At 68.1% G+C, this 26,976-nt stretch carries 19 protein-coding genes; 9 read left to right on the plus strand and 10 right to left on the minus strand.

Annotation, left to right across the window (positions count from 1 at the left end; genetic code table 11):
• Positions 1-178 precede the first annotated feature (178 nt).
• Positions 179-1,570, minus strand: coding sequence for a DUF1254 domain-containing protein (locus ABIC51_RS05125; RefSeq protein WP_175899071.1), 1,392 nt, complete (start codon positions 1,568-1,570; stop codon positions 179-181).
• A gap of 602 nt (positions 1,571-2,172) precedes the next feature.
• Between ABIC51_RS05125 and ABIC51_RS05130 the strand changes: the two genes are divergently transcribed.
• The gene (locus tag ABIC51_RS05130; RefSeq protein ID WP_027787159.1) at positions 2,173-4,107 is read left to right on the plus strand and encodes a SurA N-terminal domain-containing protein; all 1,935 of its coding nucleotides are present in this window, start codon (positions 2,173-2,175) and stop codon (positions 4,105-4,107) included.
• Positions 4,108-4,179: 72 nt separating this feature from the next.
• Here the strand turns inward: ABIC51_RS05130 and ABIC51_RS05135 are convergent, their stop codons facing one another.
• The gene (locus ABIC51_RS05135; protein ID WP_027787160.1) at positions 4,180-4,854 is read right to left on the minus strand and encodes an arylesterase; all 675 of its coding nucleotides are present in this window, start codon (positions 4,852-4,854) and stop codon (positions 4,180-4,182) included.
• Between ABIC51_RS05135 and ABIC51_RS05140 the strand changes: the two genes are divergently transcribed.
• The gene (locus tag ABIC51_RS05140) at positions 4,853-5,566 is read left to right on the plus strand and encodes an ABC transporter ATP-binding protein (protein WP_060084289.1); all 714 of its coding nucleotides are present in this window, start codon (positions 4,853-4,855) and stop codon (positions 5,564-5,566) included. The genes ABIC51_RS05135 and ABIC51_RS05140 overlap by 2 nt on opposite strands.
• A gap of 77 nt (positions 5,567-5,643) precedes the next feature.
• Here the strand turns inward: ABIC51_RS05140 and pgi are convergent, their stop codons facing one another.
• The 3 genes from pgi to ABIC51_RS05155 all read right to left on the minus strand — a co-directional run bounded on the left by pgi (position 5,644) and on the right by ABIC51_RS05155 (position 10,288).
• Entirely contained in the window at positions 5,644-7,266 is a 1,623-nt protein-coding gene (pgi, locus tag ABIC51_RS05145) for a glucose-6-phosphate isomerase (RefSeq protein WP_060194394.1), read from the minus strand.
• 111 nt (positions 7,267-7,377) lie between these two features.
• Positions 7,378-8,922, minus strand: coding sequence for an NAD(P)H-hydrate dehydratase (locus tag ABIC51_RS05150; RefSeq protein ID WP_175899075.1), 1,545 nt, complete (start codon positions 8,920-8,922; stop codon positions 7,378-7,380).
• 64 nt (positions 8,923-8,986) lie between these two features.
• A complete protein-coding gene (locus ABIC51_RS05155; RefSeq protein ID WP_027787163.1) occupies positions 8,987-10,288 on the minus strand; it encodes an FAD-dependent oxidoreductase in 1,302 nt (433 codons plus the stop codon).
• Positions 10,289-10,619: 331 nt separating this feature from the next.
• Here ABIC51_RS05155 and purL point away from each other — a divergent pair, with 331 nt between their 5' ends.
• Positions 10,620-14,684 carry a phosphoribosylformylglycinamidine synthase gene (gene purL / locus ABIC51_RS05160; RefSeq protein ID WP_027787164.1) on the plus strand — a complete coding sequence of 1,355 codons (4,065 nt, stop codon included), beginning with the start codon at positions 10,620-10,622 and terminating at the stop codon, positions 14,682-14,684.
• 5 nt (positions 14,685-14,689) lie between these two features.
• Positions 14,690-15,235, plus strand: coding sequence for a GNAT family N-acetyltransferase (locus ABIC51_RS05165; protein WP_175899160.1), 546 nt, complete (start codon positions 14,690-14,692; stop codon positions 15,233-15,235).
• 166 nt (positions 15,236-15,401) lie between these two features.
• Here ABIC51_RS05165 and ABIC51_RS05170 read toward each other — a convergent pair whose 3' ends face one another.
• The 5 genes from ABIC51_RS05170 to ABIC51_RS05190 all read right to left on the minus strand — a co-directional run bounded on the left by ABIC51_RS05170 (position 15,402) and on the right by ABIC51_RS05190 (position 19,211).
• The gene (locus ABIC51_RS05170) at positions 15,402-16,184 is read right to left on the minus strand and encodes a peptidylprolyl isomerase (protein WP_027787166.1); all 783 of its coding nucleotides are present in this window, start codon (positions 16,182-16,184) and stop codon (positions 15,402-15,404) included.
• 18 nt (positions 16,185-16,202) lie between these two features.
• Positions 16,203-16,511, minus strand: coding sequence for a BolA family protein (locus tag ABIC51_RS05175; protein WP_027787167.1), 309 nt, complete (start codon positions 16,509-16,511; stop codon positions 16,203-16,205).
• Position 16,512: 1 nt separating this feature from the next.
• Entirely contained in the window at positions 16,513-17,043 is a 531-nt protein-coding gene (locus ABIC51_RS05180; RefSeq protein ID WP_011352350.1) for a septation protein A, read from the minus strand.
• A gap of 123 nt (positions 17,044-17,166) precedes the next feature.
• Positions 17,167-17,598: a peptide-methionine (R)-S-oxide reductase MsrB gene (msrB, locus tag ABIC51_RS05185; RefSeq protein WP_021163396.1), complete on the minus strand. Its 432-nt coding sequence runs from the start codon at positions 17,596-17,598 to the stop codon at positions 17,167-17,169.
• Between the two features lie 44 nt (positions 17,599-17,642).
• Positions 17,643-19,211, minus strand: coding sequence for a protein adenylyltransferase SelO (locus ABIC51_RS05190; protein ID WP_354006379.1), 1,569 nt, complete (start codon positions 19,209-19,211; stop codon positions 17,643-17,645).
• A gap of 151 nt (positions 19,212-19,362) precedes the next feature.
• On the opposite strand from ABIC51_RS05190, the gene ABIC51_RS05195 reads away from it, so the two are divergent.
• The 5 genes from ABIC51_RS05195 (at position 19,363) to ABIC51_RS05215 (ending at position 26,855) form a co-directional block, all read left to right on the plus strand.
• Positions 19,363-21,006, plus strand: coding sequence for a 3-(methylthio)propionyl-CoA ligase (locus ABIC51_RS05195; RefSeq protein ID WP_059708046.1), 1,644 nt, complete (start codon positions 19,363-19,365; stop codon positions 21,004-21,006).
• Positions 21,007-21,207: 201 nt separating this feature from the next.
• Complete coding sequence (locus ABIC51_RS05200) at positions 21,208-23,292, plus strand: 3-hydroxyacyl-CoA dehydrogenase NAD-binding domain-containing protein (RefSeq protein ID WP_027787170.1); 2,085 nt, start codon at positions 21,208-21,210, stop codon at positions 23,290-23,292.
• Between the two features lie 40 nt (positions 23,293-23,332).
• The gene (pncA, locus tag ABIC51_RS05205) at positions 23,333-23,965 is read left to right on the plus strand and encodes a bifunctional nicotinamidase/pyrazinamidase (RefSeq protein ID WP_027787171.1); all 633 of its coding nucleotides are present in this window, start codon (positions 23,333-23,335) and stop codon (positions 23,963-23,965) included.
• A gap of 49 nt (positions 23,966-24,014) precedes the next feature.
• Positions 24,015-25,193: an acetyl-CoA C-acyltransferase gene (locus ABIC51_RS05210; protein ID WP_059553275.1), complete on the plus strand. Its 1,179-nt coding sequence runs from the start codon at positions 24,015-24,017 to the stop codon at positions 25,191-25,193.
• Positions 25,194-25,454: 261 nt separating this feature from the next.
• Complete coding sequence (locus ABIC51_RS05215) at positions 25,455-26,855, plus strand: GGDEF domain-containing protein (protein ID WP_027787173.1); 1,401 nt, start codon at positions 25,455-25,457, stop codon at positions 26,853-26,855.
• The last annotated feature ends 121 nt before the right edge of the window (positions 26,856-26,976 follow it).

Genomic DNA, 26,976 nt, shown 5'->3' on the forward strand with positions numbered 1-26,976 from the left:
TTTGCGCCAGATCCCGGGCGCAAACCGAACGCAAAAACGGCGGGGGAAATCGTCTGCGCGGCCTCCGGGGCGCGCCGCCGTCAGAACGGAAAACCCGCGACCGCTTGAACGCGGTCGCGGGTTTTTCATGCTTTCTCGCCGCAGAGGCGCCGGTTTTTCCGGCTCGCGCGGGACGGTATTACTGAACGCGTATTACCGGCGGCAACTTGTAGGTTCCGTTCAGGAGCGGGGCGTCCGGCAAGTAGGTGCGCAGCGTCAGATTGAACGCGCCGGCAGGAGCCGGCAGCCAGTTGCTGGCGGGTACGCCCGCGGGTCGCACATGGCTGATGGTGAGCACGAGCGAGCCGTCGCTCGCGAACTGAAAGTTCGACGCCGGATAGGACAGCGCATAGATTCGATCGGGATTCGGATAAAAGAAAGCCTGCGCCTGGTTCGTGCCGGCGTACAGCGTCAATGACCAGAAGGCGCGCGCCGGAGGAAGCTGTCCCGCCGGGAACGTCATCTGATAGACGCCGTTGCCGTCGTAATTCGCCCCCGACGTGTTCGCCGCTCCCGTACTGGTGTAGTAGATCGCTTCGCTGCCGGGCAGCGCACCGAGGCCGTTCAGCGCAACGCGCGCCCGTAGCGTGTATTGGGTTCCATAGTTGCCGACGTTGGCCGGGCCGCCTGTCCAGCCATTCGAGCCGGTACTCGTCTGGGCGGCGGCTTGCTGCGTTCCGCCGCCCGTCAGACTCGCCAGCGCCTCTGCCGCGCCTGCGTCGATCGATGCGATGTCGGCGGACGACGCGTTGAAGGTCTGCGCCGGGCCTATACCTGTCACGTCGAGAGCGTTCGTCGCCTCGGCCGTATCCTGCGGCGTCGGCGGACTCTTTTTCAAGAGCCGGTTCACGTACTGAAAATAAGATGGCCAGTTGGCATAACCGGGCGGCTTTTGCGTGTCCACGCTGTCCCACGCAGCGACACCGGTTCCAGCGGGGCGCGACACGACCAGTTGATTCTGAACGGCCCACGCGGTGGGGTAATCGTTCGCATCGCTCACGTAAGTCCGCGCCAACGCCCACACCGCGTTGGTCGACGAGCGGAGCACGGTGACGCCTGCCGGGGCGGTTCCCTGCCAGTTCGGCCCCACGACCCAAAAGACCTTCGCGACACCGTTGTCGGCGCTCGTGCCGCGAATCGCGAAGTTGTTCGTATAGGCGTCCATCAGCGCGAGGGAAAAGTAGCGGGTGCCGCTGGCGGGTGTGTCGATCTGAACAGGACCGGCGTCCAGTTGAAGCATGGCGACGGAATACAGCGTGTCGTGATTGGGCTTCGTCACCGAGGTGGACGAAGCGTCGGACAGCTGGCGACTGTGCGCAAACGTATTCGGCGCAAGGCCCTGAGCGATGTAGCTCTGTCGGGTTGCGTAGAACTGGTACAGCGGAATCGTGAATAGCGTGGCACTGTTTGCGGCATTTTTCGTCGCGACGGGCGAAACGCCCGAGCTATCGACACTTTCCCCATTGCAGCCCGCCAGAAGGCTGACAGAGGCAGCGAATGCGACGAGGCGCGCGTGGTGAAGAAAACTCATCGAGTGGTGCGGTAGGGTTGAATGGTCGAATGGGCCGCACCCGTTCATCGTTTCGTCGACGAGCGTGGCACGGATTGCACGGCGCGAAAAGCGTATCCGGCTTGCGATGCGGCACGAACGATCTATTTTCGATATGCAAAGTCCGACGACTCGTTAGGGCGGTGTCGACCGATCGGCATCGTGCGGTTGATTCTTGTCGCCTTTCCGGTCGTCACGTTTCTCGCGGCCCATGCCGGGACGTACATCCCGGGCTTGTGCCGTGTGCTCCCGTGTCGGGCGCCTTCCGTTGGCTCGATTCGCGGCCCCGGCGGTGCCGTGCGGTCGTCGGCGCGAATGACGCCAGCCCCACATTAGGCAAGCCGCTCCGCGAACGAGTGATCGTGTGCTGTCGCGAGCCTGGGCGGCCGCGGTGGGGGCGATCATTGGGCGAGCTGCTTTCCGAACTTCGCGAGGAGAGGCGGGTGACGGTGCGTGGTCGGTTCTGAAAGACGGGTATTTTTGCCTGTACTTCCTGTGGTGATCGCCGCGGGCGCCGCCGCTTTTCTCCCGTTCCACCCCGTATGTTGTAATATCGGGCGTTTTGTCCAATTTTCCCGTCACGCATGCTCGATTTCTTCCGTAATCACCAGCGCCTGATGATGGCGCTCCTGCTCCTGATCGTGTTGCCGGGGCTGGGTTTCGTCGGGATCCAAGGCTTCCGCGGCTTCTTCGACGATAGCGCGAACGTCGCGGCAGTCAACGGGCACAAGATCACGCGGGTCGAATTCGACGGCGCGTTCCGCCAGCAGATCGACCAGGCGCGCCAGGCACTCGGCGGGCAGTTCGACATCAAGATGTTCGATACGCCCGAGCACCGCAAGCAGGTGCTCGACGGCCTGATCCAGCAACGCGTGCTGGCCGACGAGACCCAACGTCTGCACCTGACCGCATCGGACAACGCCGTGCGCGACGCATTGATGAGCGATCCGATGATCGCGTCGCTGAAGAAGCCCGACGGGTCGATCGACGTCGAGCGCTATGCGCAGCTGCTGTCGTTCCAGGGGATGACGCCCGAGCAGTATCAGGAGCGCGTGCGCTACAGCCTCGCGCTGCAGCAGATTCCGGCCAGCATCGTGTCGAGCGCGTTCACGCCGAAGAGCCTCGCGCAACGTCTGTCCGAACTCGCCGCGCAGCAGCGCGAAGTGCAGGCGCTCGTGCTGAAGACGAGCGACTTCGCCGCAAAGGTCCAGCCGACCGACGCGCAGCTCACCGCGTACTACGACGCGCACAAGCAGAGCTTCGCGACGCCGGAGACCGCGACGATCCAGTACCTCGTCTATTCGCCGGCGGCAGCGGCCGCGAGCGCGCAGCCGACCGACGCGGACATCAAGAAGTTCTACGACGACAACCCGACGCACTTCCGCACCGAAGCGCAGGTGCGCGTGAGCCACATCTTCATCGCCGCACCGGGCAGCGCAAGCGCGGCCGACAAGACTGCAGCGAAGACGAAGGCCGAGCAACTGCTTGCCGACGTGAAGGCGCACCCGGACCAGTTCGCGCAGATCGCGCAGAAGGACTCGCAGGATGCGCCGTCGGCCGCGAAGGGCGGCGACCTCGGTTTCATCACGCGCGGTTCGACGGCGGGCGGCAAGGCGTTCGACGATGCCGCGTTCGCGCTCAAGCAAGGCGATGTGAGCGGTGTCGTGCAGTCGGATCTGGGCTTCCACATCCTGAAGGCAACGGAAGTGAAGCCGGCGGCTGTCAAGCCGTTCGCGGAAGTGAAGGACCAGATCGCAGTCGACCTGAAGCAGCAGTACGCATCGAAGGCGTTCACGGACAACGCGGAAGGCTTCACGTCCACCGTCTACGAAAAAGCGAAGACGCTGCAGCCGGCTGCGGACAAGTACAAGCTGACGATCCAGACGGCTACCGTCACGCCGACGCCGAATCCGCAGTTGCCGCCGACGAGCCCGCTGAACAATCCGAAGTTCCTGGCCGCCGTGTTCGCAAACGACTCGGTGAAGAACCAGAACAACACGCAGGCGATCGACGTCGGCAACAACACGCTGATCTCGGCGCGTGTGACCGACTACAAGCCGGCTGCCGTGCCCGCGCTCGACGCGATCAAGGACGTCGTGCGCCAGAAGGTGGTCGCCGAGCAGGCTGCCGAACTCGCGAAGAAGGACGGCGCGGCGAAGCTGGCCGAACTGCAGAAGTCGAAGTCGACCGACGGGTTCGCGGCCGCGCAGAAGGTATCGCGTACGCAGTCGCAGGGCCTGACGCCGGCTGCGCTGAGCGCCGTCTACAAGGTCGATGCGAAGACGCTGCCGGCCTACGTCGGTGTCGATCTCGGCGCGGACGGCTATGCGATCTATCGCGTGAACGCGGTGATCCCGGGTTCGGCGGTCGATCCGCAGCAACTGGCGGCCGCGCAGCAGCAGATGGCGCAGGTCGACGCGCAGAGCGAAGGCGAAGCGTATCTCGCCGCGCTGCGCGATCGCTCGAAGGTGAAGCTGTACGGCTCGACGGCCAGCCAGTCGCCGGACGGCGACAACTGAGCATCGTTTCGCCCGCAACAAAAAGCCCCGCTTCACGCGGGGCTTTTTGCTTTCCGGCGGGGCGAGGCGGCGTCAGCCGCGCGGCTTGCCGAGCAGCGGTTTCAGCGCCGGCCAGACGTTGTCGAGCAGAATGCCCTGGGCCTGCTGCGCTGGATGCATCTGGTCGGCCTGGAACATCTCGGGCTTGTTCTCGATGCCGGCCAGCAGGAACGGCACGAGCGGCACGCCGAGATCCTTCGACAGCCGCGTATAGACGGCGTGGAACTTCTGCGTGTAGTCCGGGCCGTAGTTGGGCGGCACGTACATGCCGACCAGCACGACCCTAGCCCGCGCTTGCCGCGCACCGGCGATGATGTCGCGCAGGTTCTGTTCGGTCGTCGCGAGCGGCACGCCGCGCAGCGCATCGTTCGAGCCGAGCTCGACGACGACGATCGACGGCTTGAGCCGCTGCAGCACCGCAGGCAGCCGCGCGCGGCCGCCGCTGGTGGTGTCGCCGCTGACGCTGGCGTTCGCGACGCTATAATCGATTCGCTCGGTCGTGAGCCGTTGCCGCAGCAACGCCACCCAGCCGGTGTCGCGCGGCAGCCCGTATTCGGCCGACAGGCTGTCGCCGAGCACGACGATCACGGGCTGGCCCGATGTCGCGGCCGGTGTCGTCGCGGCGCGTGCGGGCACGGCGGCGGCCAGCAGCGTACCCAGCAGCGCGGCGATCGCCGCGCGTCTTTTCCAGCGAAATGTCGTGTCCATGTTCAAGATTACCGATCCGATCATCGAAGTCCATGACGTGTGCAAGCGGGTCGCCGACGCAACCGGCGAGCTGACGATCCTCGACGGCATCACGCTCGCCGTGCGGCCGGGCAGCAGTCTCGCGATCGTCGGTGCGTCGGGGTCAGGTAAATCGACGCTGCTCGGCCTGCTTGCGGGGTTGGACAGCGCGACGAGCGGCACGGTTCGCCTGCTCGGTCGCGCGCTCGACCAGCTCGACGAGGACGCGCGCGCGGCGCTGCGCAACGGCGCAGTCGGGTTCGTATTCCAGTCGTTCCAGTTGATGCCGCACCTGACGGCGCTCGAGAACGTGATGCTGCCGCTCGAACTGCAGGGCGGCATCGGTGCGCGCGATGCCGCCGATCGCGCCCGGGCGCTGCTCGTGCAGGTCGGTCTCGGCGAACGCACCGCGCATTATCCGAAGCTGTTGTCCGGCGGCGAGCAGCAGCGCGTCGCACTTGCGCGCGCATTCGTCACGCGCCCGGCGATCCTCTTCGCCGACGAGCCGACCGGCAGCCTCGATGCGGCCACGGGCCATGCGGTCATCGACCTGATGTTCGAACTGAACCGCACGAACGGTGCAACGCTCGTGCTCGTCACGCACGATGCCGAACTGGCACGTCGCTGCGCGACGACGGTAACGCTCGACGCCGGGCGCATCGTCGAGCCGCGCGCGGCGCAGCGCAACGGCTGAATGCTTTTGCCGGCCGCGCGGCGTGCGCCGAGCGGCCGGCATGGGCATGACGCCGCTGCGTCAGTGCCTCAAACGCCTCAGCGCTTCAACGCCGCGCGGGCGCGCTCGATCAGCGCGGTGGTCGACGAGTCGTGCTTCGCCGGATCGACCGACTCGGCCGACAGGTCGGCTTCCACCACCTTGCCGAGAATCTTGCCGAGCTCGACGCCCCACTGGTCGAACGGATTGATGTCCCACACCGTTGCCTGCACGAGCACCTTGTGTTCGTACAGCGCGATCAGCGCGCCGAGCGTGCGCGGCGTCAGCGCATCGACGAGCAGCGTCGTCGTCGGGCGGTTGCCCGGGAACGTCAGGTGCGGCGCGAGCGCCTCCTTGCCCGGCCCCGCGACCTTGCGTGCTTCCTCCAGCGTGCGGCCGAGCATCAGTGCCTCGCTCTGCGCGAAGCAGTTCGCGAGCAGCTTCGGGTGGTGGCTCGCGAGCGGATGCTCGGGCGTCAGCACCGCGATGAAGTCGATCGGCACGATCGTCGGCCCCTGGTGCAGCATCTGGAAGAACGCATGCTGGCCGTTGGTGCCCGGCTCGCCCCACGTGACGGCCGACGTCGGGTAGTCGACGAAGGTGCCGTCCAGGCGCGCGGATTTGCCGTTGCTTTCCATTTCGAGCTGCTGCAGGTACGACGGCAGGTAGTGCAGCGCTTCCGAATACGGCGCGACGAGATAGCTCTGCGAACCGAAGAAATTCCGGTACCAGATGCCGATCAGGCCGAGCAGCACGGGCAGGTTGCGCTCGAGCGGCGCCTCGCGGAAATGACGGTCCATGTCGTTCGCGCCGGCCAGCAGCTCGTCGAACTGCTCGGGGCCGATCGCGATCATGATCGACAGCCCGACCGCCGACCACAGCGAATAGCGGCCGCCGACCCAGTCCCACATTTCGAACACGTTGTCCGCGGCGATGCCGAACTTCACGACTTCGGCCGGGTTCGCCGACACGCCGACGAAGTGCTTTGCAAGCGCGTCCTCGGGGCAGCCGCGCGCGACGAACCAGTCGCGCAGCGAGCGTGCGTTCGTCATCGTCTCGAGCGTCGTGAAGGTCTTCGACACGATGATCGCGAGCGTTTCCTCGGGATCGACCTGTTCGAGTACGCGTGCGAGATCGGCGCCGTCGACGTTCGACACGAAGTGCGTGGAAATTTCGGGCGTCGCGACGTGGTGCAGCGCGTGCACGACCATCTTCGGCCCGAGATCGGAGCCGCCGATGCCGATGTTGATCACGTGGCGGATGCGTTTGCCGGTGTAGCCCGTCCAGGTGCCGCTGCGCACGGCGCGAGCGAACGTCGCCATCTTCGCGCGCTCGGCGCTCACCTGCGCGTGGAACGGCGCTTGCGGATCGGTCGCGCGCAGCGCGGTGTGCAGGGCGGCACGGCCTTCGGTCGGGTTCACGATTTCGCCCGCGAACATCGCGTCGCGGCGCGCCTCGACACCCGCGTCGCGCGCGAGCTGGACGAGCAGGCGCAGCGTTTCGTCGTTGATGCGGTTCTTCGAGAAATCGGCCGCGAGACCGCCGCCCGGAATCGTGAAGCGTTCGGCGCGGGTCGGCGCGCGGTCGTGTTCCGGCGCGAACCAGTCGCGCAGACGGGCGTGACGGATCTGTTCGAAGTGGGATTGAAGGGCAGTCCAGGCGGGGAGCGAATTCAGCGTCATGGCGGTTCGAGTGAAGCGTGAATCGGGAGGAATGCCGCGCCGGCTCATCGGGATCGGAAGGCCGGCGGACGAGAGGGCCCGCCGTGCGGCGGGGCAGTCAGTATAGCGGCGTTATGTGCCGGCGCGCGGCGACGCATAAAAAAGGCGATTGACCAGCGTGCGGACCATCGGCGCGAGTTCGCCTGCCGTGAGTCCGGCCGGGCCGGTTCCGTTCGCGGTCAGCGTGTCGGCCGCGAGGCCGTGCAGGTAGACGCCTGCCAGCGCCGCTTCGTACGGCGCGACGCGTTGCGCGAGCAGCGCGCCGATCAGGCCGCCGAGTACGTCGCCGGTGCCGCCCGTGGCGAGCGCCGCGTTGCCGGTCGGGTTGATCGTCATGCGGCCGTCGGGCGCCGCAATCACCGTGCCCGAGCCTTTCAGCACGACGATGGCCGCATAACGTGACGCGAGCGCCTGCGCGGCCGCGAGGCGGTCACGCTGAATCGCCGCCGTGTCGCAACCGAGCAGCCGCGCGGCCTCGAGCGGATGCGGCGTCAGCACGCACGGATAACCGCGCGCGCCGCGCGTGGCGACGGCGGTCGCGAGATCCGCGTGCGTCGCGACGAGGTTCAGTGCGTCGGCATCGAGCAGCGTCGCGGCGTCGTGGGCAAGCACGTCGCGCACGAGCGTCGCCGCGGCCTCGCGCGTGCCCAGCCCGCAGCCCGCGGCGATGGCGGTCATCGCGCCGGGGTCGAGGGTGTCGACCGCGTGCAGCATCAGTTCGGGGAACGGCGGATCGTACGGCGGCGCGCCGGTGCCGAGGAAGCCGACATGCACCTTGCCGGCACCGGCGAACAGCGCGGCGCGCGCGGCCAGGATCGGCGCGCCGCACATGCCGGTGTCGCCGCCGAGTACCGCGAGGCTGCCGTACGTGCCCTTGTGGGACGCGAATGCGCGCGCGGGCAGGGCGGCGGCGAACCGCGCGGGCGCGTTCAGTACGATGGCCGGCGCGGCGGGTGGCGCGACGTCGAGCGATTCGACGTCGATCGCGCCGGCGAGATCCCGGCCTTCGCCGGTGTAGAGGCCCGGCTTCGCGCCGATGAAAGTGAGCGTGTGGGTGGCGGCGACGGCGACGCCCGCGCCGACGATCTGGCCCGTGTGGCTGTCGAGTCCGCTCGGCACATCCAGCGCAAGCACGCGGCCGCCGCTGCGCGCATGCGCGGCGATGCGCGCGGCCTGCTCGGCGAACGCGCCGTCGAGCGCGCGGCCGAGACCGATGCCGAACAGTCCGTCGACCACCCACGCATAGCCGTCCAGCGAAGCAGGCGGCGTGGCCGACAGCGGCACGCCGGCGGCGCGCGCGAGGCCGAGCGCCCATTGCGCGTCGTCGGGCTTCACCGGCACCGGCATCCACGCCTGGGTCGCGACGCCGAGCTGCTGGAGGTGCGCGGCGGCAACGAGCGCGTCGCCGCCGTTGTTGCCCGGGCCGACCGCGAACCACACGGGGCGGTCGTCGCCGGACGCGCGTTCGGACAGCCAGCGCGCGGCGGCGGCGCCGGCGCGACCCATCAGCGTATGCGGCGGCAGCGCCGCGGCTGCGTCGGCTTCGGCCGCGCGCAGGTCGGCGACGCGCAGCAGCGCGATCGGAGCGGAATCGGGAAGCGGAAGGGTAACGGTCATCGCGGGGTCATCGCCGGGTCGCGGCGGCTGGCAAGGCGGCCGCCGGGGACGGGCCCCGCGGCGGTCAGGTCGTGAAGCGCCCGGCGCTTAGCGCGGCGAGCGTGTCGGCGCGCCAGTGCTGCACGTCGCCGCCCAGGTAGTCGGTCACCACTTTAGCAGACCCGCATGCGAGCCCCCAGCCGGCCGGGCCGTGCCCGAAATTGACGAATACACGCGGATGCGGGGTCGGACCGACGACCGGCAGGCCGTCCGGCGACAGCAGTTGCGTGCCTTGCCAGGACAGCGCGGCCGAGATCCTCGCGGCACCGGGCACCCAGTCGTGGACGGCCTGGCCGAGCAACGCGAGCGCGGCCTCGGACAGCGGCTCGGCGAGCGGCTTCGCGGTGTCGGGCAGGCTCTGCAGCACGGCGCCGCCGCCGACGCGCAGCCGCTGGTGGGTGCGCGTGATCGAGATGCGCTTGATCGAATCGATGACGTTCAGGTGCGGCGCATGTTCTTCGTAGGCGACCGGCGCGGTCAGCGCATGGACCCGCACCGGGTGCAGCGGCAGGCGCCAGCCGAGGCGGTCGAGCAGCGGCAGGCTGCCGGCGCCGGCGGCGACCACGATCGCATCGGCGGAAATCACGTCGACGTCGCGGGCGTTCGACGCGTGGCGGTCGCCGGGCGGGACGAGCTCGACCGCGGCGCGGCCGTTGTCGACGCGGATCGCGGCGACTTCCGCGCCGAAGCGGAACTGCACGCCGTGCTCGTCGAGCGTCTGCTTGACCAGTTTCGCGAACAGCGGGCAATTCCCGGTGCGCTCGGTCTCGAGCAGCACGCCGCCGGCGAAACCGGGCTCGGCCGGCACCGACGGCTCGAGTGCCGCGCATTCGTCTGCGGAGAGCACGCGGTACGGCTGGTCGAGCGTGCGCAGCAGGTCGAGCGCGGGCTGCATCGCTTCCCAGTCGCGCGGATCGCGCACGACGTGCAGGATGCCGGGCTTCTGCTCGAACTCGAGCTCGAGGCGCGTCTCGATGTCGGCGAGCGCGTCGCGCGACGCGTCGATCAGCGGCCGGAGCCGCGTGTACTGCGCAGCGAACGCGTCGGGCTCGCGCAGCCTGCCGAGCTGCTTGACGAAGCGCCGTACGCCGCCGTTGAAGCCGGGCTTGTAGACGATGCCGCTGTCGCGCGGCTGGCGCTGGCGCATGAAGGTCGGGCCGAACCAGACGTCGAGCGGGCTCGGCAGCAGCGCGCCGCCGTCGCCGTAGGTCGCACCCTGCGCGACGGTCGCGTGGCGTTCGACCACGCATACGCGATGGCCGGCCGCGCGCAACTGGTAGGCGGTGGCGACGCCGCTGATTCCGCCGCCGATGACGATGACATCCATGGATTGCTTCGATGACGGGCGGCGCGCAGGCGCTGCCCGGTGAGAATTCGCTGAGGGCCCGGGCCCGGTGAACCCGGAATGATAGCGCCAAAATCGCGGGAACCGGCGCCGGGGTGGCACGGGCCGTGCCGCCGTGCCGCGGCCGCCGGCTGCCGCGCCCGCGCGGGGCGGCCCGGCGGGCAGGCCGTGCGCGGTGGACATCGCGGCACCGATGCGGTGCATGCGGGTTGCCGATCGGCCGGTCTTGGGCGACCGACTTCCGGGTATAATTACGGCCTTCCTTTCGCCCCACGTCGCCACCTCGCGCGACTCATCGACGTCAGTCCAGCCCATGGCTCACTTCTCGTGTTTTCCCGGCGCTTCGGCCCTCTCCGATTTCCGTCAAACCCGTCTGCTCGACACGCTCAGGCAAATCGACGCCAACATCGTCGCGGTGCGCGGGCAGTTCCTGCACTTCGTCAATGCGGCCGAGCCGCTGTCGGCCGACGACAGCGCGCGCATCGACGCGCTGATGCACTACGGCGCGCCGTTCGAGCCGGCGGCCGAGAAGGGCACGACCGAGACCTTCGTCGTGCTGCCGCGTTTCGGCACGGTTTCGCCGTGGGCGAGCAAGGCGACCGACATCGCCCAGCACTGCGGCCTCACGCACGTGCGCCGCATCGAGCGCGGCGTCGAATTCACGGTCACGCTGAAGTCGGGCCTGCTCGGCGGCAAGAAGGCGCTGTCGGACGACGCGCGCGCGGCCGTCGCGGCCGCGCTGCATGACCGGATGACCGAAAGCGTGGTCGCGGCGCGCGACGACGCGCAGCACCTGTTCGACGAACTGCCGGCCAAGCCGCTCTCGACCGTCGACGTGCTGGGTATCGGCCGCGGCGCGCTCGAGCGCGCGAACGTCGAGCTGGGCCTCGCGCTCGCCGACGACGAGATCGACTACCTGGTCGACGCGTTCCGCAAGCTCGAACGCAACCCGACCGACGTGGAACTGATGATGTTCGCGCAGGCGAACAGCGAACACTGCCGCCACAAGATCTTCAACGCGCAGTGGACGATCGACGGCGAAGCGCAGGACATGTCGCTGTTCGCGATGATCCGCAACACCGAGAAGCTGAGCCCGCAGGGCACGATCGTCGCCTATTCGGACAACTCGTCGATCATGGTCGGCGCCGAAGCCGAACGCTGGTTCCCGCGCAACGCAGGCGCGGCCGGCGAGCCGGGCGAGCGCTACGGCCGCCACACCGAGCTCACGCACACGCTGATGAAGGTCGAGACGCACAACCACCCGACGGCGATTTCGCCGTTCCCGGGCGCGGCGACCGGCGCGGGCGGCGAGATCCGCGACGAAGGCGCGACGGGCCGCGGCGCGCGTCCGAAGGCCGGCCTGACGGGCTTCACCGTGTCGAACCTCGACCTGCCGGACGCCCGCCAGCCGTGGGAAAACGCGCGCGACGCCGCGCAGCCGGTCGGCGAGCGCAATCCGAACGACGCGCACGGCCCGTACGGCCGTCCGGACCGCATCGCGTCGCCGCTGCAGATCATGATCGACGGCCCGCTCGGCGGCGCCGCGTTCAACAACGAATTCGGCCGCCCGAACCTCGGCGGCTACTTCCGCGTGTACGAGCAGAACGTCGGCGGGAAGGTGCATGGTTATCACAAGCCGATCATGATCGCGGGCGGCCTCGGCAACATCGCGGATCAGCATACGCACAAGCACGACGTGCCGGCCGGCTCGCTGCTGATCCAGATCGGCGGCCCCGGCATGCGGATCGGGATGGGCGGCGGCGCCGCGAGCTCGATGGCGACCGGCGCGAACACGGCCGAGCTCGACTTCGACTCGGTGCAGCGCGGCAACCCGGAAATCGAACGTCGCGCACAGGAAGTGATCAACGGCTGCTGGCAGCTCGGCGCGGAAAACCCGATCCTGAGCATCCACGACGTCGGCGCGGGCGGCCTGTCGAACGCGTTCCCCGAGATCGTCGACGGCGCGGGCAAGGGCGCGCGCTTCGAACTGCGCAAGGTCGCGCTCGAGGAATCGGGCCTGTCGCCGCGCGAAATCTGGTCGAACGAAGCGCAGGAGCGCTACGTGCTGGCGATCGCGCCGGCCGACCTGCCCCGTTTCGAGGCGATCTGCGCGCGTGAGCGCTGCCCGTTCGCGGTGGTCGGTGTCGCGACCGACGAACGCCAGCTGAAGCTCGTCGACGACGAAGCGACGGGCGCCGACGAATACCCGGTCGACATGCCGATGGAAGTGCTGCTCGGCAAGCCGCCGCGCATGCATCGCGACGTCACGCGCGTGACGACCGAGCGTGCGCCGGTCGACGTGACGGGCATCGCGCTGTCGGAAGTCGCGATCGACGTGCTGAAGCACCCGACGGTCGGCAGCAAGTCGTTCCTGATCACGATCGGCGACCGCTCGGTCGGCGGCACGTCGGTGCGCGACCAGATGGTCGGCCCGTGGCAGGTGCCGGTGGCCGACTGCGCGGTCACCGCACTCGACTACGCGGGGTTCAAGGGCGAGGCGATGACGATGGCCGAGCGCACGCCGCTCGCGGTGATCGACGCGCCGGCATCGGGCCGCATGGCGGTCGGCGAGGCGATCACGAACATCGCGAGCGCGCCGATCGCGTCGCTCGACAAGCTGAAGCTGTCGGCGAACTGGATGGCCGCGTGCGGCACGGCCGGCGAGGACGCCGCGCTGTTCGACACGGTCAAGGCGATCGGCATGGAGCTGTGCCCGGCACTCGGGATCGGCATCCCGGTCGGCAAGGACTCGCTGTCGATGAAGACGAAGTGGGACGAGCAGGGCGTCGCGAAGGAAGTGGTGTCGCCGGTGTCGCTGATCATCTCCGCGTTCGCGCCGGTCGAGGACGTGCGCCGTCACCTGACGCCGCAACTGCGCCGCATCGCCGATGCGGGCGACAGCGTGCTGATCGCGATCGATCTCGGCCGCGGCAAGAACCGGATGGGCGGCAGCATCTTCGCGCAGGTCACGCAGCAGGTCGGCGACACGACGCCGGACGTCGACGATGCGGAAGACCTGAAGCGTTTCTTCAACGCGATCCAGTCGCTCAATGCGCAAGACAAGCTGCTCGCGTACCACGACCGCTCGGACGGCGGCCTGTGGGCGACGGTGTGCGAAATGGCGTTCGCGGGTCACGCGGGCGTGTCGCTGAACGTCGACATGCTGACGCTCGACCCGAATCACGAATCCGACTACGGCGACGCGAAGGACTGGGCGAAGCAGACGAGCGGCCGCCGCGAGGATCGCACGCTGCGCGCGCTGTTCTCCGAGGAACTGGGCGCCGTCGTGCAGGTGCGCGCGACCGACCGCGACGCGGTGCTGGGCGCGCTGCGCGAGTTCGGCCTGTCGGCGTGCTCGCACGTGATCGGCTCGGTCAACGATCGCGACGTGATCGAGGTGTACCGCGACGCGAAGAAGATTTTCGACGCACCGCGCGCCGAACTCCATCGTGCGTGGAGCGAAGTGAGCTGGCGCATCGCGCGCCTGCGCGACAACCCCGCGTGCGCGGATGCCGAATACGACGCGCTGCTGGACGTGGCCGACCCGGGCATCTCGCCGGTGCTGAGCTTCGATCCGGCCGACGACATCGCGGCGCCGTTCATCGCGACGGGCGCACGGCCGCGCGTCGCGATCCTGCGCGAGCAGGGCGTGAACTCGCATCTCGAAACGGCCTACGCGTTCGACCGCGCGGGCTTCGATGCGCACGACGTGCACATGAGCGATCTGCTGGCCGGCCGCGCGAATCTTGCCGATTTCGCGGGTGCGGTCGCATGCGGCGGCTTCTCATACGGCGACGTGCTGGGCGCGGGCGAAGGCTGGGCGAAGACGATCCGCTTCAACGCGAATCTCGCCGACATGTTCTCGGCGTTCTTCGCGCGTCCCGACACGTTCGCGCTCGGCATCTGCAACGGCTGCCAGATGCTGTCGAGCATCTCGTCGATGATCCCGGGTGCGGAAGCCTGGCCGAAGTTCACGCGCAACAAGTCCGAGCAGTTCGAGGCGCGTTTCTCGTTCGTCGAAGTCGAGAAATCGCCGTCGATCTTCTTCGCGGGGATGGAAGGCTCGCGGATTCCGGTCGCGGTCGCGCACGGCGAAGGTTATGCGGACTTCTCGCAACAGGGCGACATCGATCGCGTCGCGGTCGCGATGCGCTTCGTCGACCACCGCGGCGAAGCAACCGAGCGTTATCCGTTCAACCCGAACGGCTCGCCGGCCGGCATCACGTCGGTCACGACGGCCGACGGCCGCTTCTCGGTGCTGATGCCGCACATGGAGCGCGTGCATCGTACGGTCGCGATGAGCTGGCACCCGGAAAGCTGGGGTGAAGCGAGCCCGTGGATGCGCGTGTTCCGCAACGCGCGCCGCTGGATCGGCTGATCGGGATGATGTTCGACCCGAACGCGCCGGTCGAGGTCGTCACGCTGCGCGACGAGCGCGCGAGCGAGGCCTACGCGATCGGCCGTGTGATCGTCGCCGCGTTCGCAGGCGAGCCGGAAGACGGGCAGTTCGAACGACGGATCGTCGACACGTTGCGTGCGGACGGTGCGTTGAGCGTCTCGCTCGTCGCGGAACGCGACGGCCGCCTGATCGGGCACGTCGCGTTTTCGCCGGTGTCGATCGGCGGCGAGGCGCCCGGCAGCCAGGGCTGGTACGGGCTCGCGCCGCTCGCGGTGCTGCCCGACTGCCAGCGGCAGAGCATCGGCACGGGGCTGGTACGCGCGGGGCTCGACGCGTTGCGCCGCCTCGGTGCGCGCGGCTGCGTCCTGCTCGGGGAGCCCGCGTACTACACGCGCTTTGGCTTTGCGCCGTCCGGCGGCATCGTGTTCCCGGGCGTACCGCCCGAGTATTTCCTTGCGCTGACGCTCGACGACTCGGCACCGCGGCCGTCAGGCGACGTTCGCTATCACGACGTGTTCCATCCCGCGTAAGTCTGCGGCGCGAGCCGATCAGGCATACGGAAAAGGCCGCTCCGAAGAGCGGCCTTTTCTTTGGTGGGAACGCCGCACATCGCGATGCGCTGGCGGCCGGCCTGCGGGCAACAAAAAAGCCGCTCCGGGGAGCGGCTTTTCGATGCGCGAGCGGCGAGCGCCTGCGTTACTGGATCTTTGCCTGCTGGCGCAGACCTTCCTCGAACGCCTGCAGCTTCTGCTGCACGAGCTGCTGCGCGATCTGTGCCTTCACCTGATCGAGCGGCGGCGGCGCGATGTCGCGGATGTCGTCGACGCGGATGATGTGCCAGCCGAACTGCGTCTTCACCGGCGTGTCGGTCATCTGGCCTTTCTGCAGCTTCTGCGCGGCCGCCGCGAATTCCGGCACGTACGCCTTCGGGTCGGACCAGTCGAGATCGCCGCCGTTCTTGCCCGAGCCCGGATCCTTCGAGAACTGCTTCGCGAGATCCTCGAACTTCGCGCCGGCCTTGATCTTCGCGATCAGGTCCTTCGCCTGCTGCTCGTCGCTGACGAGGATGTGGTGCAGGTGGTATTCGCGGTTGCCGCCGGCGCCCTTGACGAGGTCGTCGTAGCGCGCCTTCACTTCGGCGTCGGTCGGCTGGTTCTTCTTCAGGAAACTCTCGATCATCGAACGCAGCACGACGGTCTGCTGCGCGACGGCGACCTGCGCCTTCACGTCCGGACGGTTCGGGATGCCTTCACGGATTGCTTCCTGCATCAGGATTTCGCGGTTCACGAGTTCCTGGCGCACGGCCTGCTGCAGCTGCGGGCTGTCGGTCTGGCCTTGCTGCACGAGCTGGGCGACCATCGCGTCCGCGCGCGACTTCGGAATCGGCGTGCCGTTGACGACGGCGATGTTCTGGGCAAATGCCGGTGCCGCTGCGAAAGCAGCCGCCGCGACCCACAGGCGGGGGGATTTCAGGATCATCGGGAATTCCTAATGAGACTAGATTGAAGATTCGTTGAATTCTTCGGGCGTGTAAGCCACGATCGCGAGCGCGTGAATGCCGCGCTGCATCGCATCAGCGAGCGCATCATACACCAGCCGGTGCCGCGCGACGCGCGGCTTGCCCGCGAACGCGGCCGACACGATCGTGACCGTGAAGTGGCCGCCGGCGGCCGCGCCGGCGTGGCCCGCGTGCTGCGCGCTGTCGTCGCGCACGGTGAGCGACAGCGGGGCGAGCGCTGCGGTGAGGCGCGCCTCGATCAGCGCGATGCGTTCGTCGGGCGACGCGTGGAGAAAGGCGTCCGTCATGTCACTCGTCCTTCAGGTATTTCGTGAGCCACAGGCTCTGCAGGATGATGAATACGACCATCGCGCCCGTCGTGCCGAACAGCTTGAAGTTCACCCATTGCGACTCGGTGAAGTTGTGCACCACGTACAGGTTCGCGACGCCGAGCACCGCGAAGAACAGCGCCCACGCGACGTTCAGTTTGTCCCACACGGGGTGCGGCAGCGTGAGCTGCTTGCCCATCATCTTCTCGATCAGGTTGTTGCCGAACGCATAGCGCGCGGCGAGCAGCCCGATCGCAAACAGCCAGTACAGCACAGTCGGTTTCCATTGAATGAATTTCTCGTCATGCAGGACGAGGGTGGCACCACCGAAAACGACGATCACGCCCAGGCTGACCCACAGCATCGTGTCGACCTTCCGGTGCCGGAAGGCGACCCACGCGACCTGGGCCAGCGTCGCGACGATCGCGACGGCGGTGGCGGTAAAGATGCCCCAGACCTTGAAGGCGGCAAAAAACAGGATGATCGGAAACAGATCGAACAGGAATTTCATGGCGCTCGCAGCTGCGTGAAAGGCCGCTTGCGCGGCCTTTCACCGTTGTAGGGACCCGCCAGGCACCGCCGGAGCGGATCGGGGCGGCGGCGCGGGATGCCCCGCCGATCCGCCCGGCGCCGCTCATTCGTTTTCGGGTCGGGACTCGAAGTTTAACGCAGCCGAATTGATGCAGTAGCGCAAACCGGTCTTGTCGCGCGGGCCGTCCTCGAAGACGTGGCCGAGATGCGCGCCGCAGTGGTTGCAGCGGACCTCGACGCGCACCATCCCGTGCGAGTAGTCGACCTTCTCGTCGATCACCTCGCCGTTGAGCGGCTTGAAGTAGCTGGGCCAGCCGCAGCCCGAGTGGAACTTGGAGCCGGATTCGAACAATGGCGTGCTGCAGACGACGCACTTGTAGATGCCGGCGTCTTCGGTGTCGGTGTATTCGCCGGTGAACGCACGCTCGGTTGCCGCGTGCTGCGTGACTTCGTACTGCATCGGCGTGAGCCGCCGGCGCAGCTCGGCGTCGTCCTTCTGGTACGGGAAGGTCTTGTCGTCGGAATCGTGGGACATGGGGTTCTCCTGATCGGTCGGTCGATACGCGCGGGTTGCGGGCTTCAGGACGAGCAGCTCACTTCGAGCGACCCGGCCCAGTCGGGCGGCAACGCCGCGTACGCTTCATGCTCCGGTTGTTCGTCGAACGGCCGGCGCAGGATCTGCGCGAGCCGCTCGACTTCCGAAAAATCCTTTTCCTTCGCGCGCCGGATCGCGACTTCGGCCAGATGGTTGCGCAACACGTATTTCGGGTTCGCGCGATTCATCGCGGCCGCGCGTGTCGCGTCGTCGCGCGTTTCCTCGGACAGCCGCGCGCGGTAGAGGTTCGCCCACGCATCGAACGCGTCGCGGTCGATGAACAGGTCGCGCACGGGTGCGTCGCGGCTCGCGTCGTGCTTCGAGACCTGTGCGAGCCGGCGGAACGTCAGCGTGAAATCCGCGTGACTCGCATGCATCGTCTCGAGCAGCTTGTTCGCGAGGTCGGCATCGTTCTCGCGCTCGAGCTCGAGGCCGAGCTTCGCGCGCATCGCGCGCTCGAGCGCGGGGCCGAAACGTTCCGGGAACTTCGCGAGCACGGCCTGCGCGTCGACCACCGCGCGCTCGGCGCGCGCATCGTCGTCGGCGATGCCGTGCTGCAACCCGATCAGCGGCAGCAACGCCTGCGCGAGGCAGTAGCAGTTCCAGTGCGCGATGCGCGGCTGCATCCGGTACGCATAGCGGCCGTTCGTATCCGAGTGGTTGCAGATGTGGTTCGCATCGAACGCATCGACGAAACCGAACGGGCCGTAGTCGATCGTCACGCCGAGGATCGACATGTTGTCGGTGTTCATCACGCCGTGGCAGAAGCCGACGGCCTGCCACTGCGCGACGAGATCCGCCGTGCGCAGCGTCGCCGCTTCGAGCAGCGCGAGGTACGGATCGTCGGCGTGGCGGCAATCCGGATAGAAGCGGTCGATCACGTGATCGGCGAGCTGGCGCAGCAGGTCGGGGCGATCGTTCGAGAAGAAGTGTTCGAAGTGGCCGAAGCGCACGAAGCTCTCCGACACGCGCGTGACGACGGCCGACGTCTCGATTTCCTCGCGCACCACCGGCTGGTCGGAACCGATCACCGTCAGGGCGCGCGTGGTCGGGATGCCGAGGTGATGCATCGCTTCCGAGCACAGGAATTCGCGGATCGACGAGCGCAGCACCGCGCGGCCGTCGCCCATCCGCGAATACGGCGTGCGGCCGCTGCCTTTCAGCTGCAATTCGTAGCGGCGGCCGTCGGTGCCGGTGCGCTCGCCGATCGTCAGCGCGCGTCCGTCGCCGAGCTGGCCCGCCCACACGCCGAACTGGTGGCCGGAATACACCGATGCGTACGGCATCGCGTGCGCGGGCCAGTCGCGCGTCGGGTTGCCGGCGAACAGCTCGGCGAAGCCGGGCTGCGCGGCGAGCGACGGCGGCAGGTCGAGCAGGTGCGCGACTTCGCCGGAAAAGCCGACGACGTACGGCGCGGCAAGCGGCGCGGCCGGCAGCCGCGTATGAAACGCGTCGCCGAGCGCGACGAACGCGCCGGCGGCGGGCGCGCCGAGCGTGGCGGCGAGGTCGGGGAGGGTGTCAGCCGTATCGGCTGCGCTTCGGGAAAACGACATGTTGAGCGCCTCTGGGTAAGCCGATATTGTAAGGCGGCGCCGCGCCGCCCGCATGGCGGCCCGCGCGCCATGCGCGACACCCGTCCGGGGCCGCTGACGGGCGCGCCGCAGAGGCTGGTCACCGATTCGCATCCTCACGGAGAACAAGACGATGGGTAAGCCGTTGCTGGGCCAGATGATGGACATGCCGTTGCTGGTGTCCTCGCTGATTTCTCATGCCGCGCGACATGCCGGCGACACGGAGATCGTATCGAGGCGCGTGGAAGGCGATCTGCATCGCTACACGTACCGCGATTGCGAACGCCGCGCGAAGCAACTGGCGCAGGCGCTCGCGCGGCTCGGCGTCGAAACCGGCGATCGCGTCGGCACGCTGGCGTGGAACGGCTACCGGCATCTGGAAGCGTATTACGGGATCGGCGGCATGGGGGCCGTGTGCCACACGATCAACCCGCGCCTGTTCCCCGAGCAGATCGCGTACATCGTCAATCACGCGGAAGATCGCTACGTCTTTTTCGACCTCAATTTCGCCCCGCTCGTCGATGCGATCGCGCCGCAGTGCCCGCACGTGAAGGGCTGGGTCGCGATGACGGACGCCGCGCATCTGCCGTCCGGCACGACGCCGTTCCTGTGCTACGAAACGCTCGTCGAAGCGGAGGACGGCCGCTACGACTGGCCGCGCCTCGACGAGCAGCAGGCGTCGGGGCTGTGCTACACGTCGGGCACGACCGGCAACCCGAAGGGCGTGCTGTATTCGCACCGCTCGACCGTGCTGCACGCGTACGGCGCCGCGTTGCCGGACGCGATGAACCTGTCCGCGATGGACGCGGTGCTGCCCGTCGTGCCGATGTTCCACGTCAACGCGTGGGGGCTGCCGTACGCGGTGCCGCTCACGGGCGGCAAGCTCGTGCTGCCCGGCAAGGATCTCGACGGGAAATCGCTGTACGAGCTGATGGAAGCCGAGCGCGTGACGTTCTCCGCGGGCGTGCCGACCGTGTGGCTCGGCCTGCTCAACTACATGCGCGAGGCCGGTGTGCGCTTTTCGACGCTGAACCGCACGGTGATCGGCGGCTCCGCGTGCCCGCCCGCGATGCTGCGCACCTTCGAGGACGAATACGGCGTGCGCGTGATCCATGCCTGGGGGATGACCGAACTGTCGCCGCTCGGCACGCTCGCGAAGCTCAACTGGGCGCAGTCGCAGCGGCCGCTCGACGCGCAGCGCAAGCTGCTCGAGAAGCAGGGGCGCGTGATCTGCGGCGTCGACATGCGCATCGTCGGCGAGGACGGCCACGAGCTGCCGTGGGACGGCGTCGCGTTCGGCGAGCTGCAGGTGCGCGGCCCGTGGGTGATCGACCACTACTTTCGCGGCGATACGTCGCCGCTGTCGGACGGCTGGTTTCCGACCGGCGACGTCGCGACGATCGACCCCGACGGCTTCCTGCAGATCACCGACCGCAGCAAGGACGTGATCAAGTCGGGCGGCGAGTGGATCAGCTCGATCGACATCGAGAACGTCGCGATCGCGCACCCGGGCGTGGCCGAGGCCGCCTGCATCGCCTGTGCGCACCCGAAATGGACCGAGCGTCCGCTGCTCGTCGTGGTGCCGCGCGAAGGGGCGAACCTGAACCGTGACGCGCTGCTCGCGTTCTACGAAGGCAAGGTCGCGAAATGGTGGATTCCCGACGACGTCGTGTTCGTCGACTCGCTTCCGCACACCGCGACCGGCAAGCTGCAGAAGCTGAAGCTGCGCGAGACATTCCGCGATTACGTGTTGCCGACGGCGGTCGGCGAGTCGTAACGCGAGCCGTAACGTCTGCGCCCGGGCCGCAAGCGGCTCGCGAAACGGTCGCCCGATCCGTCCCCGGATCGGGAACAAAATTCAAATTGAACGACCGTGCTTTTTCGTTGTATGCTGCCTGCGTTCAACCGGACATGCGGCTGTTCGACCGCGCACAATGAAGCGCAGCCACCCCGGCGCGCGATGCATGGAGGCAGGCAGATGGCAGTGGATTACTCGACTCGCGACGGCGTGGCCGTCCTTACGCTCAACAATCCGCCCGTCAACGGGCTCGGCCTGTCGACCCGTCAGGGCGTCATGGACGCGCTCGATCGCGCCGCGCAGGACCCGTCGGTCACGGCCATCGTGCTGACCGGCGCAGGACGCGCATTCTCGGGCGGCGCCGACATCACCGAATTCAATACGCCGAAGGCGCTCCAGGAGCCGACGCTGCACACCGTGATCCGCGCGGTGGAGGCGAGCGCGAAGCCCGTCGTCGCGGCGCTGCACAGCGTCGTGATGGGCGGCGGCCTCGAGCTCGCGCTCGGCGCGCATTACCGTGTCGCGGCACCCGGCGCGCAGGTCGCGCTGCCCGAGGTGAAGCTCGGCCTGCTGCCGGGCGCGGGCGGCACGCAGCGCCTGCCGCGCGCGGTGGGGCTCGAAACCGCGCTGAACATGATCGTGTCGGGCGCGCCCGTGCCGTCGGAGCAACTCGCGAAGAGCGGTCTGTTCGACGAGATGGCCGACGGCGACCTGCTCGACGCGGCCGTCGCGTTCGCGCGCAAGGCCGGTGCGCAGAAGGGGCCGCATCCGCGCGTGCGCGATCGCAAGATCGTCCACGCGAACGCCGCGGGCTTCATCCAGTTCGCGCGCAACTCGGCCCGGGCCGCCGCACCGAATTTCCCCGCGCCGCACAAGTGCATCGACGCGATCGAGGCCGGCGTGCTGCACGGCTTCGACAAGGGCAGCATCGCCGAGCGCGAGGGTTTCGTCGCGCTGATGATGACGCCGGAAAGCCGCGCGCTGCGGCATGCGTTCTTCGGTGAGCGCGCGGCGAGCAAGATTCCCGACGTGCCGTCCGATACGCCGCTGCGCGAGATTCGCCGTGTCGGCGTGATCGGCGCGGGCACGATGGGCGGCGGCATCGCGATGAACTTCGTGAACGCAGGGCTGCCCGTCACGCTGCTCGAAACGAAACAGGAAGCGCTCGAGCGCGGCGTCGCGACGATCCGCAAGAACTACGACGCGCAGGTGAAGAAGGGCAAGCTCACGCAGGAGAAGCTCGACGCGCGCATGGCGCTGATCACGCCGACGCTGTCCTACGACGATCTGAAGGATGCCGACCTGATCGTCGAGGCCGTGTTCGAGGAACTCGGCGTGAAGGAGCAGGTGTTCAGGAAGCTCGACGAAGTCGCGAAGGCGGGCGCGATCCTCGCGTCGAACACGTCGACGCTCGACGTCGACAAGATCGCGGCATTCACGAAGCGTCCGCAGGACGTCGTCGGCATGCACTTCTTCAGCCCGGCGAACGTGATGAAGCTGCTCGAGGTCGTGCGCGGCGCGCAGACCGCGAAGGACGTGCTCGCCACCGTGATGGCCGTGGCGAAGAAGATCCGCAAGACGGCGGTCGTGTCGGGCGTGTGCGACGGCTTCATCGGCAACCGGATGATCGAGCAGTACATCCGCCAGGCGCTCTTCATGCTCGAGGAAGGCGCGCTGCCCGCGCAGGTCGATCGCGCGATCGAGAAATTCGGTTTCGCGATGGGTCCGTTCCGGATGAGCGACCTCGCCGGCAACGACATCGGCTGGGCGATCCGCAAGCGCCGCTATGTCGAGCAGCCCGGCCTGCAGTACTCGAAGATCGCCGACCGCCTGTGCGAGCAGGGCCGCTTCGGCCAGAAGACGGGCGCCGGCTGGTACGACTACGTGCCGGGCGAGCGCAAGGCAAAGCCGTCGTCGCTCGTCGACGAGATGGTCGTCGCGTATTCGAAGGAGCGCGGCGTCGAGCGGCGCAAGATCGGCGACGACGAGATCGTCGAACGGCTCGTGTTCGCGCTGGTGAACGAAGGCGCGAAGATCCTCGAGGAGAAGATCGCGTCGAAGGCGTCCGACATCGACATGGTCTACCTGACCGGTTATGGCTTCCCGCTGTGGCGGGGCGGCCCGATGCTGTACGCGGACGTGGTCGGCCTCTACAACGTCGAGCGCGCGATTCGCCGCTACGCGGCCGCGCCGAACGGCGACGCATGGCAGCTCGCGCCGTCGATCGCCGAGCTCGCGAAGGCCGGCCGCGGGTTCAACGGCTGACGCGCCGGATCGCGGCGCGACGAACACCCGGAGAAACGCAATGAGACACACCGACGACGTACTGCTCGTGATCGACGTGCAATACGACTTCATGCCGGGCGGCGCGCTCGCGGTGCCCGACGGCGACGCGGTCGTGCCGGTGATCAACGCGCTGGCGCGGCGCTTCGACCAGGTCGTGCTGACGCAGGACTGGCACCCGCGCGAGCACGTGTCGTTCGCGGCGAACCATCCGGGCCGCGAACCGTTCTCCACGCTCGCGCTGCCGTACGGCGAGCAGGTGCTGTGGCCCGTGCACTGCGTGCAGGACACCGACGGCGCGGCGCTGCATCGCGACCTCGACATCCCGCATGCGCGGCTCGTCATCCGCAAGGGCGGCGACGCGCAGGTCGACAGCTATTCCGCGTTCGTCGAAGCGGATCGCACGACGCGCACGGGGCTCGCGGGCTATCTGCGCGAGCTCGGCGCGAAGCGCGTGTGGTGCTGCGGGCTCGCGACCGACTATTGCGTCGCGTGGTCGGCGCTCGACGCGCGTGCGGCCGGTTTCGACGCCGCGGTGATCAACGATGCGTGCCGCGCGATCGACCTGAACGGGTCGCTCGCCCACGCATGGCAGCAGATGCAGGCAGCGGGCGTCGCGCATGTGACGTCCGCGGGCGCGCGCCCGGCGGCGTAGCGCATTCCCATTCGATGCAGGACATGAAGCAGGACCGAAGGAGACTCGCATGACCGAAGCCGTAATCGTATCGACCGCCCGCACGCCGCTGGCGAAATCCTGGCGCGGTGCTTTCAACATGACGCACGGCGCGACGCTCGGCGGCCACGTGGTCGCGGCCGCGCTCGAACGCGCGAAGCTCGACCCCGCGCGCGTCGAGGACGTGATCATGGGTTGCGCGAACCCCGAAGGCGCGACCGGCGCGAACATCGCGCGGCAGATCGCCTTGCGCGCCGGGCTGCCCGTGAGCGTGCCGGGGATGACGGTGAACCGCTTCTGCTCGTCGGGGCTGCAGACCATCGCGCTGGCCGCGCAGCGGATCATCGCGGGCGAAGGCGAGGTGTACGTCGCGGGCGGCGTCGAATCGATCTCGTGCGTGCAGAACGAGATGAACCACCACATGATCCAGGAAGGCTGGCTCGCGCAGCACAAGCCCGAGATCTACTGGAACATGCTGCAGACGGCCGAGAACGTCGCGAAGCGCTACGGCATCTCGAAGGAGCGGCAGGACGAGTACGGCGTGCAGTCGCAACTGCGTGCCGCGGCCGCGCAGGAAGCCGGACGCTTTCGCGACGAGATCGTGCCGATCACGGTGCTCGCGGGCATCGCCGACAAGGCCACGGGCCGTCTGTTCACGAAGGAAGTGACGGTATCGGCCGACGAAGGGATCCGCCCGGACACGACGCTCGAAGGCGTGTCGAAGATCCGGTCGGCCGTGCCGGGCGGCGTGATCACCGCCGGCAACGCCAGCCAGTTCTCGGACGGCGCGTCGGCCTGCGTCGTCATGAGCGCCGATGCCGCGCAGCGCGAAGGGCTGCAGCCGCTCGGCGCATTCCGCGGTTTCGCGGTGGCGGGCTGCGAGCCGGACGAGATGGGTATCGGCCCCGTGTTCGCGGTGCCCAAGCTGCTGAAGCAGGCGGGGCTGAAGGTCGACGATATCGGCCTGTGGGAACTGAACGAAGCGTTCGCGGTGCAGGTGCTGTACTGCCGCGACACGCTCGGGATTCCTGAGGATCGCCTGAACGTGAACGGCGGCGCGATCGCGGTCGGCCATCCGTACGGCGTGTCGGGCGCGCGCCTGACGGGCCACGCGCTGATCGAAGGCAAGCGGCGCGGCGTGAAGTACGTGGTCGTCACGATGTGCATCGGCGGCGGGCAGGGCGCGGCCGGCCTGTTCGAAATCCTCTGATCTTTGGCGGGTGGCGGCCGCGGCTTCGCTTCGGCGAGGCAGGCGGCCGCGATGCGAATCGGTGCCACTGAACCGCCATTCGAAACAATCGGGAAGCAAAAGGCATGCGCCGGGCAATGCCGTTTCCCCTTACTTGTCAAACAATTTGCCCCACCTATACTTGCTCTGACATTTGCCTTTCGGCACGATGGGCCGGATCGTGCGTCGCACGATCCGTGCCGCGAAGGTTCGAACCAACGCAGCAGACCGACCGGGGACCGAATGAGTACGACCTATGCAGCCGGGGAACCGCCGCGCGTCGTCAGCGCGGCCGCGAGGCTCTACGCGAAATGCCTGCTGGTCGGATTCGCGTTGCTGCCCGCCTATCTGATCGCCTATCTGTGGTTCTTCAGCGACCCGCACGCGGTGTTCGAGAACCACGCGTTCCATGAAATCGCGATCGCGGCCGCGACCCTCGAGGGCGGGTTCGTTACCTACGTGACGTGGGTGTGCTACCGGTCGTCCGGCGAACCGCTGCTGCGCTGGCTGACACTCGGCTTTCTCGGCTTCGCGATGATCTACGCGCTGCACGGTGCGTTCACCGGGATGGCGCATCACAATATCTGGCTGTTCCTGCTGTACGGGCCCGCGTCGCGGCTCGTGATGTCGATCCTGCTGCTCACGGGCCTGCTGTCCTATGCCCGTCCGCCCGATCGCTTCGACAAGCGCACGAGCGTGCGCACGTGGCTGCCGTGGATCGTGTTCTTCGTGATCGTCAACGTCGTCGTGGCGTACATCGCGTATTCGCCGGTCGCGGGCGCGCCGGGCACGCGGCTGTCGATGGAAGGCGGCGCGCTCGTGTTCTCGCTGCTGAACGTCGCCGTGCTGCTCGCGCGCCGGATCCGCTCGCCGCTGATGGTGATCTACGGCGTGTCGATCATGGCGTTTGCGCTGTCGTCGCTGGCGTTCATTCTCGGCAAGCCGTGGAATCACATGTGGTGGCTCGCGCACGCGATTTTCGCGGGCGGCTTCTTCCTGCTCAGCTACGGCGTCGTGCAGGCGCTGCAGACGACGCGCTCGTTCTCGGCGATCTACAGCCAGGAAGACCTGATGAGCCGGCTGTCGGAATCGATGGCGCGCACCGAGAGCGCGCTGCAGGAATTGCGGCGCACGAACCAGAAGCTCGAATACATGGCCGCGACCGATCCGATGACGGGCGCGTCGAACCGCCGGCAGTTCATCGCGCAGGTCGAGCGCGAGATGGTGCGGGCCGAGCGCGACGGCACGCCGTTCTGCCTGCTCGCACTCGATCTCGACAATTTCAAGAACATCAACGATGCGTACGGGCACCAGATCGGCGACGAGGTGCTGCGCGGCGTCGTGCGTCAGTGCCTCGACGCGATCCGGCCGGCCGGCGGGCTCGCGCGGGTCGGCGGCGAGGAGTTCATGGCGCTGCTGCCCGAGATGCCGCTCGAAGGCGCGCGGATGACGGCCGAGCGCGTGCGCTCGTCGATCGCGAGCTCGCCGTTCGGGCTCGATTTCAAGCGCGTGCAGGTGACGGTCAGCGTCGGCGTCGCGCAATACGGGGTCGACGGCAGCACGGTCGACGCGTTGCTGCGCGTCGTCGACGAACGGTTGTACCAGGCGAAGCGGGAAGGGAGAAACCGCGTCGTGTCGCGGTGACGCGGGGTGGCGCGGCACACGGGACGTTCGGCAACGCGGCCGTGCCGAAGGCGTGTCGATCGTTTCGGTTTCCGCCCAAGCCCCGGGCGAGGTAACGTACCCGGGGCTTCAGCATGCCCGG

It is taken from the genome of Burkholderia sp. 572, from assembly GCF_040545135.1.
In the GTDB taxonomy this organism is placed as follows: Bacteria; Pseudomonadota; Gammaproteobacteria; order Burkholderiales; family Burkholderiaceae; genus Burkholderia; species Burkholderia cepacia.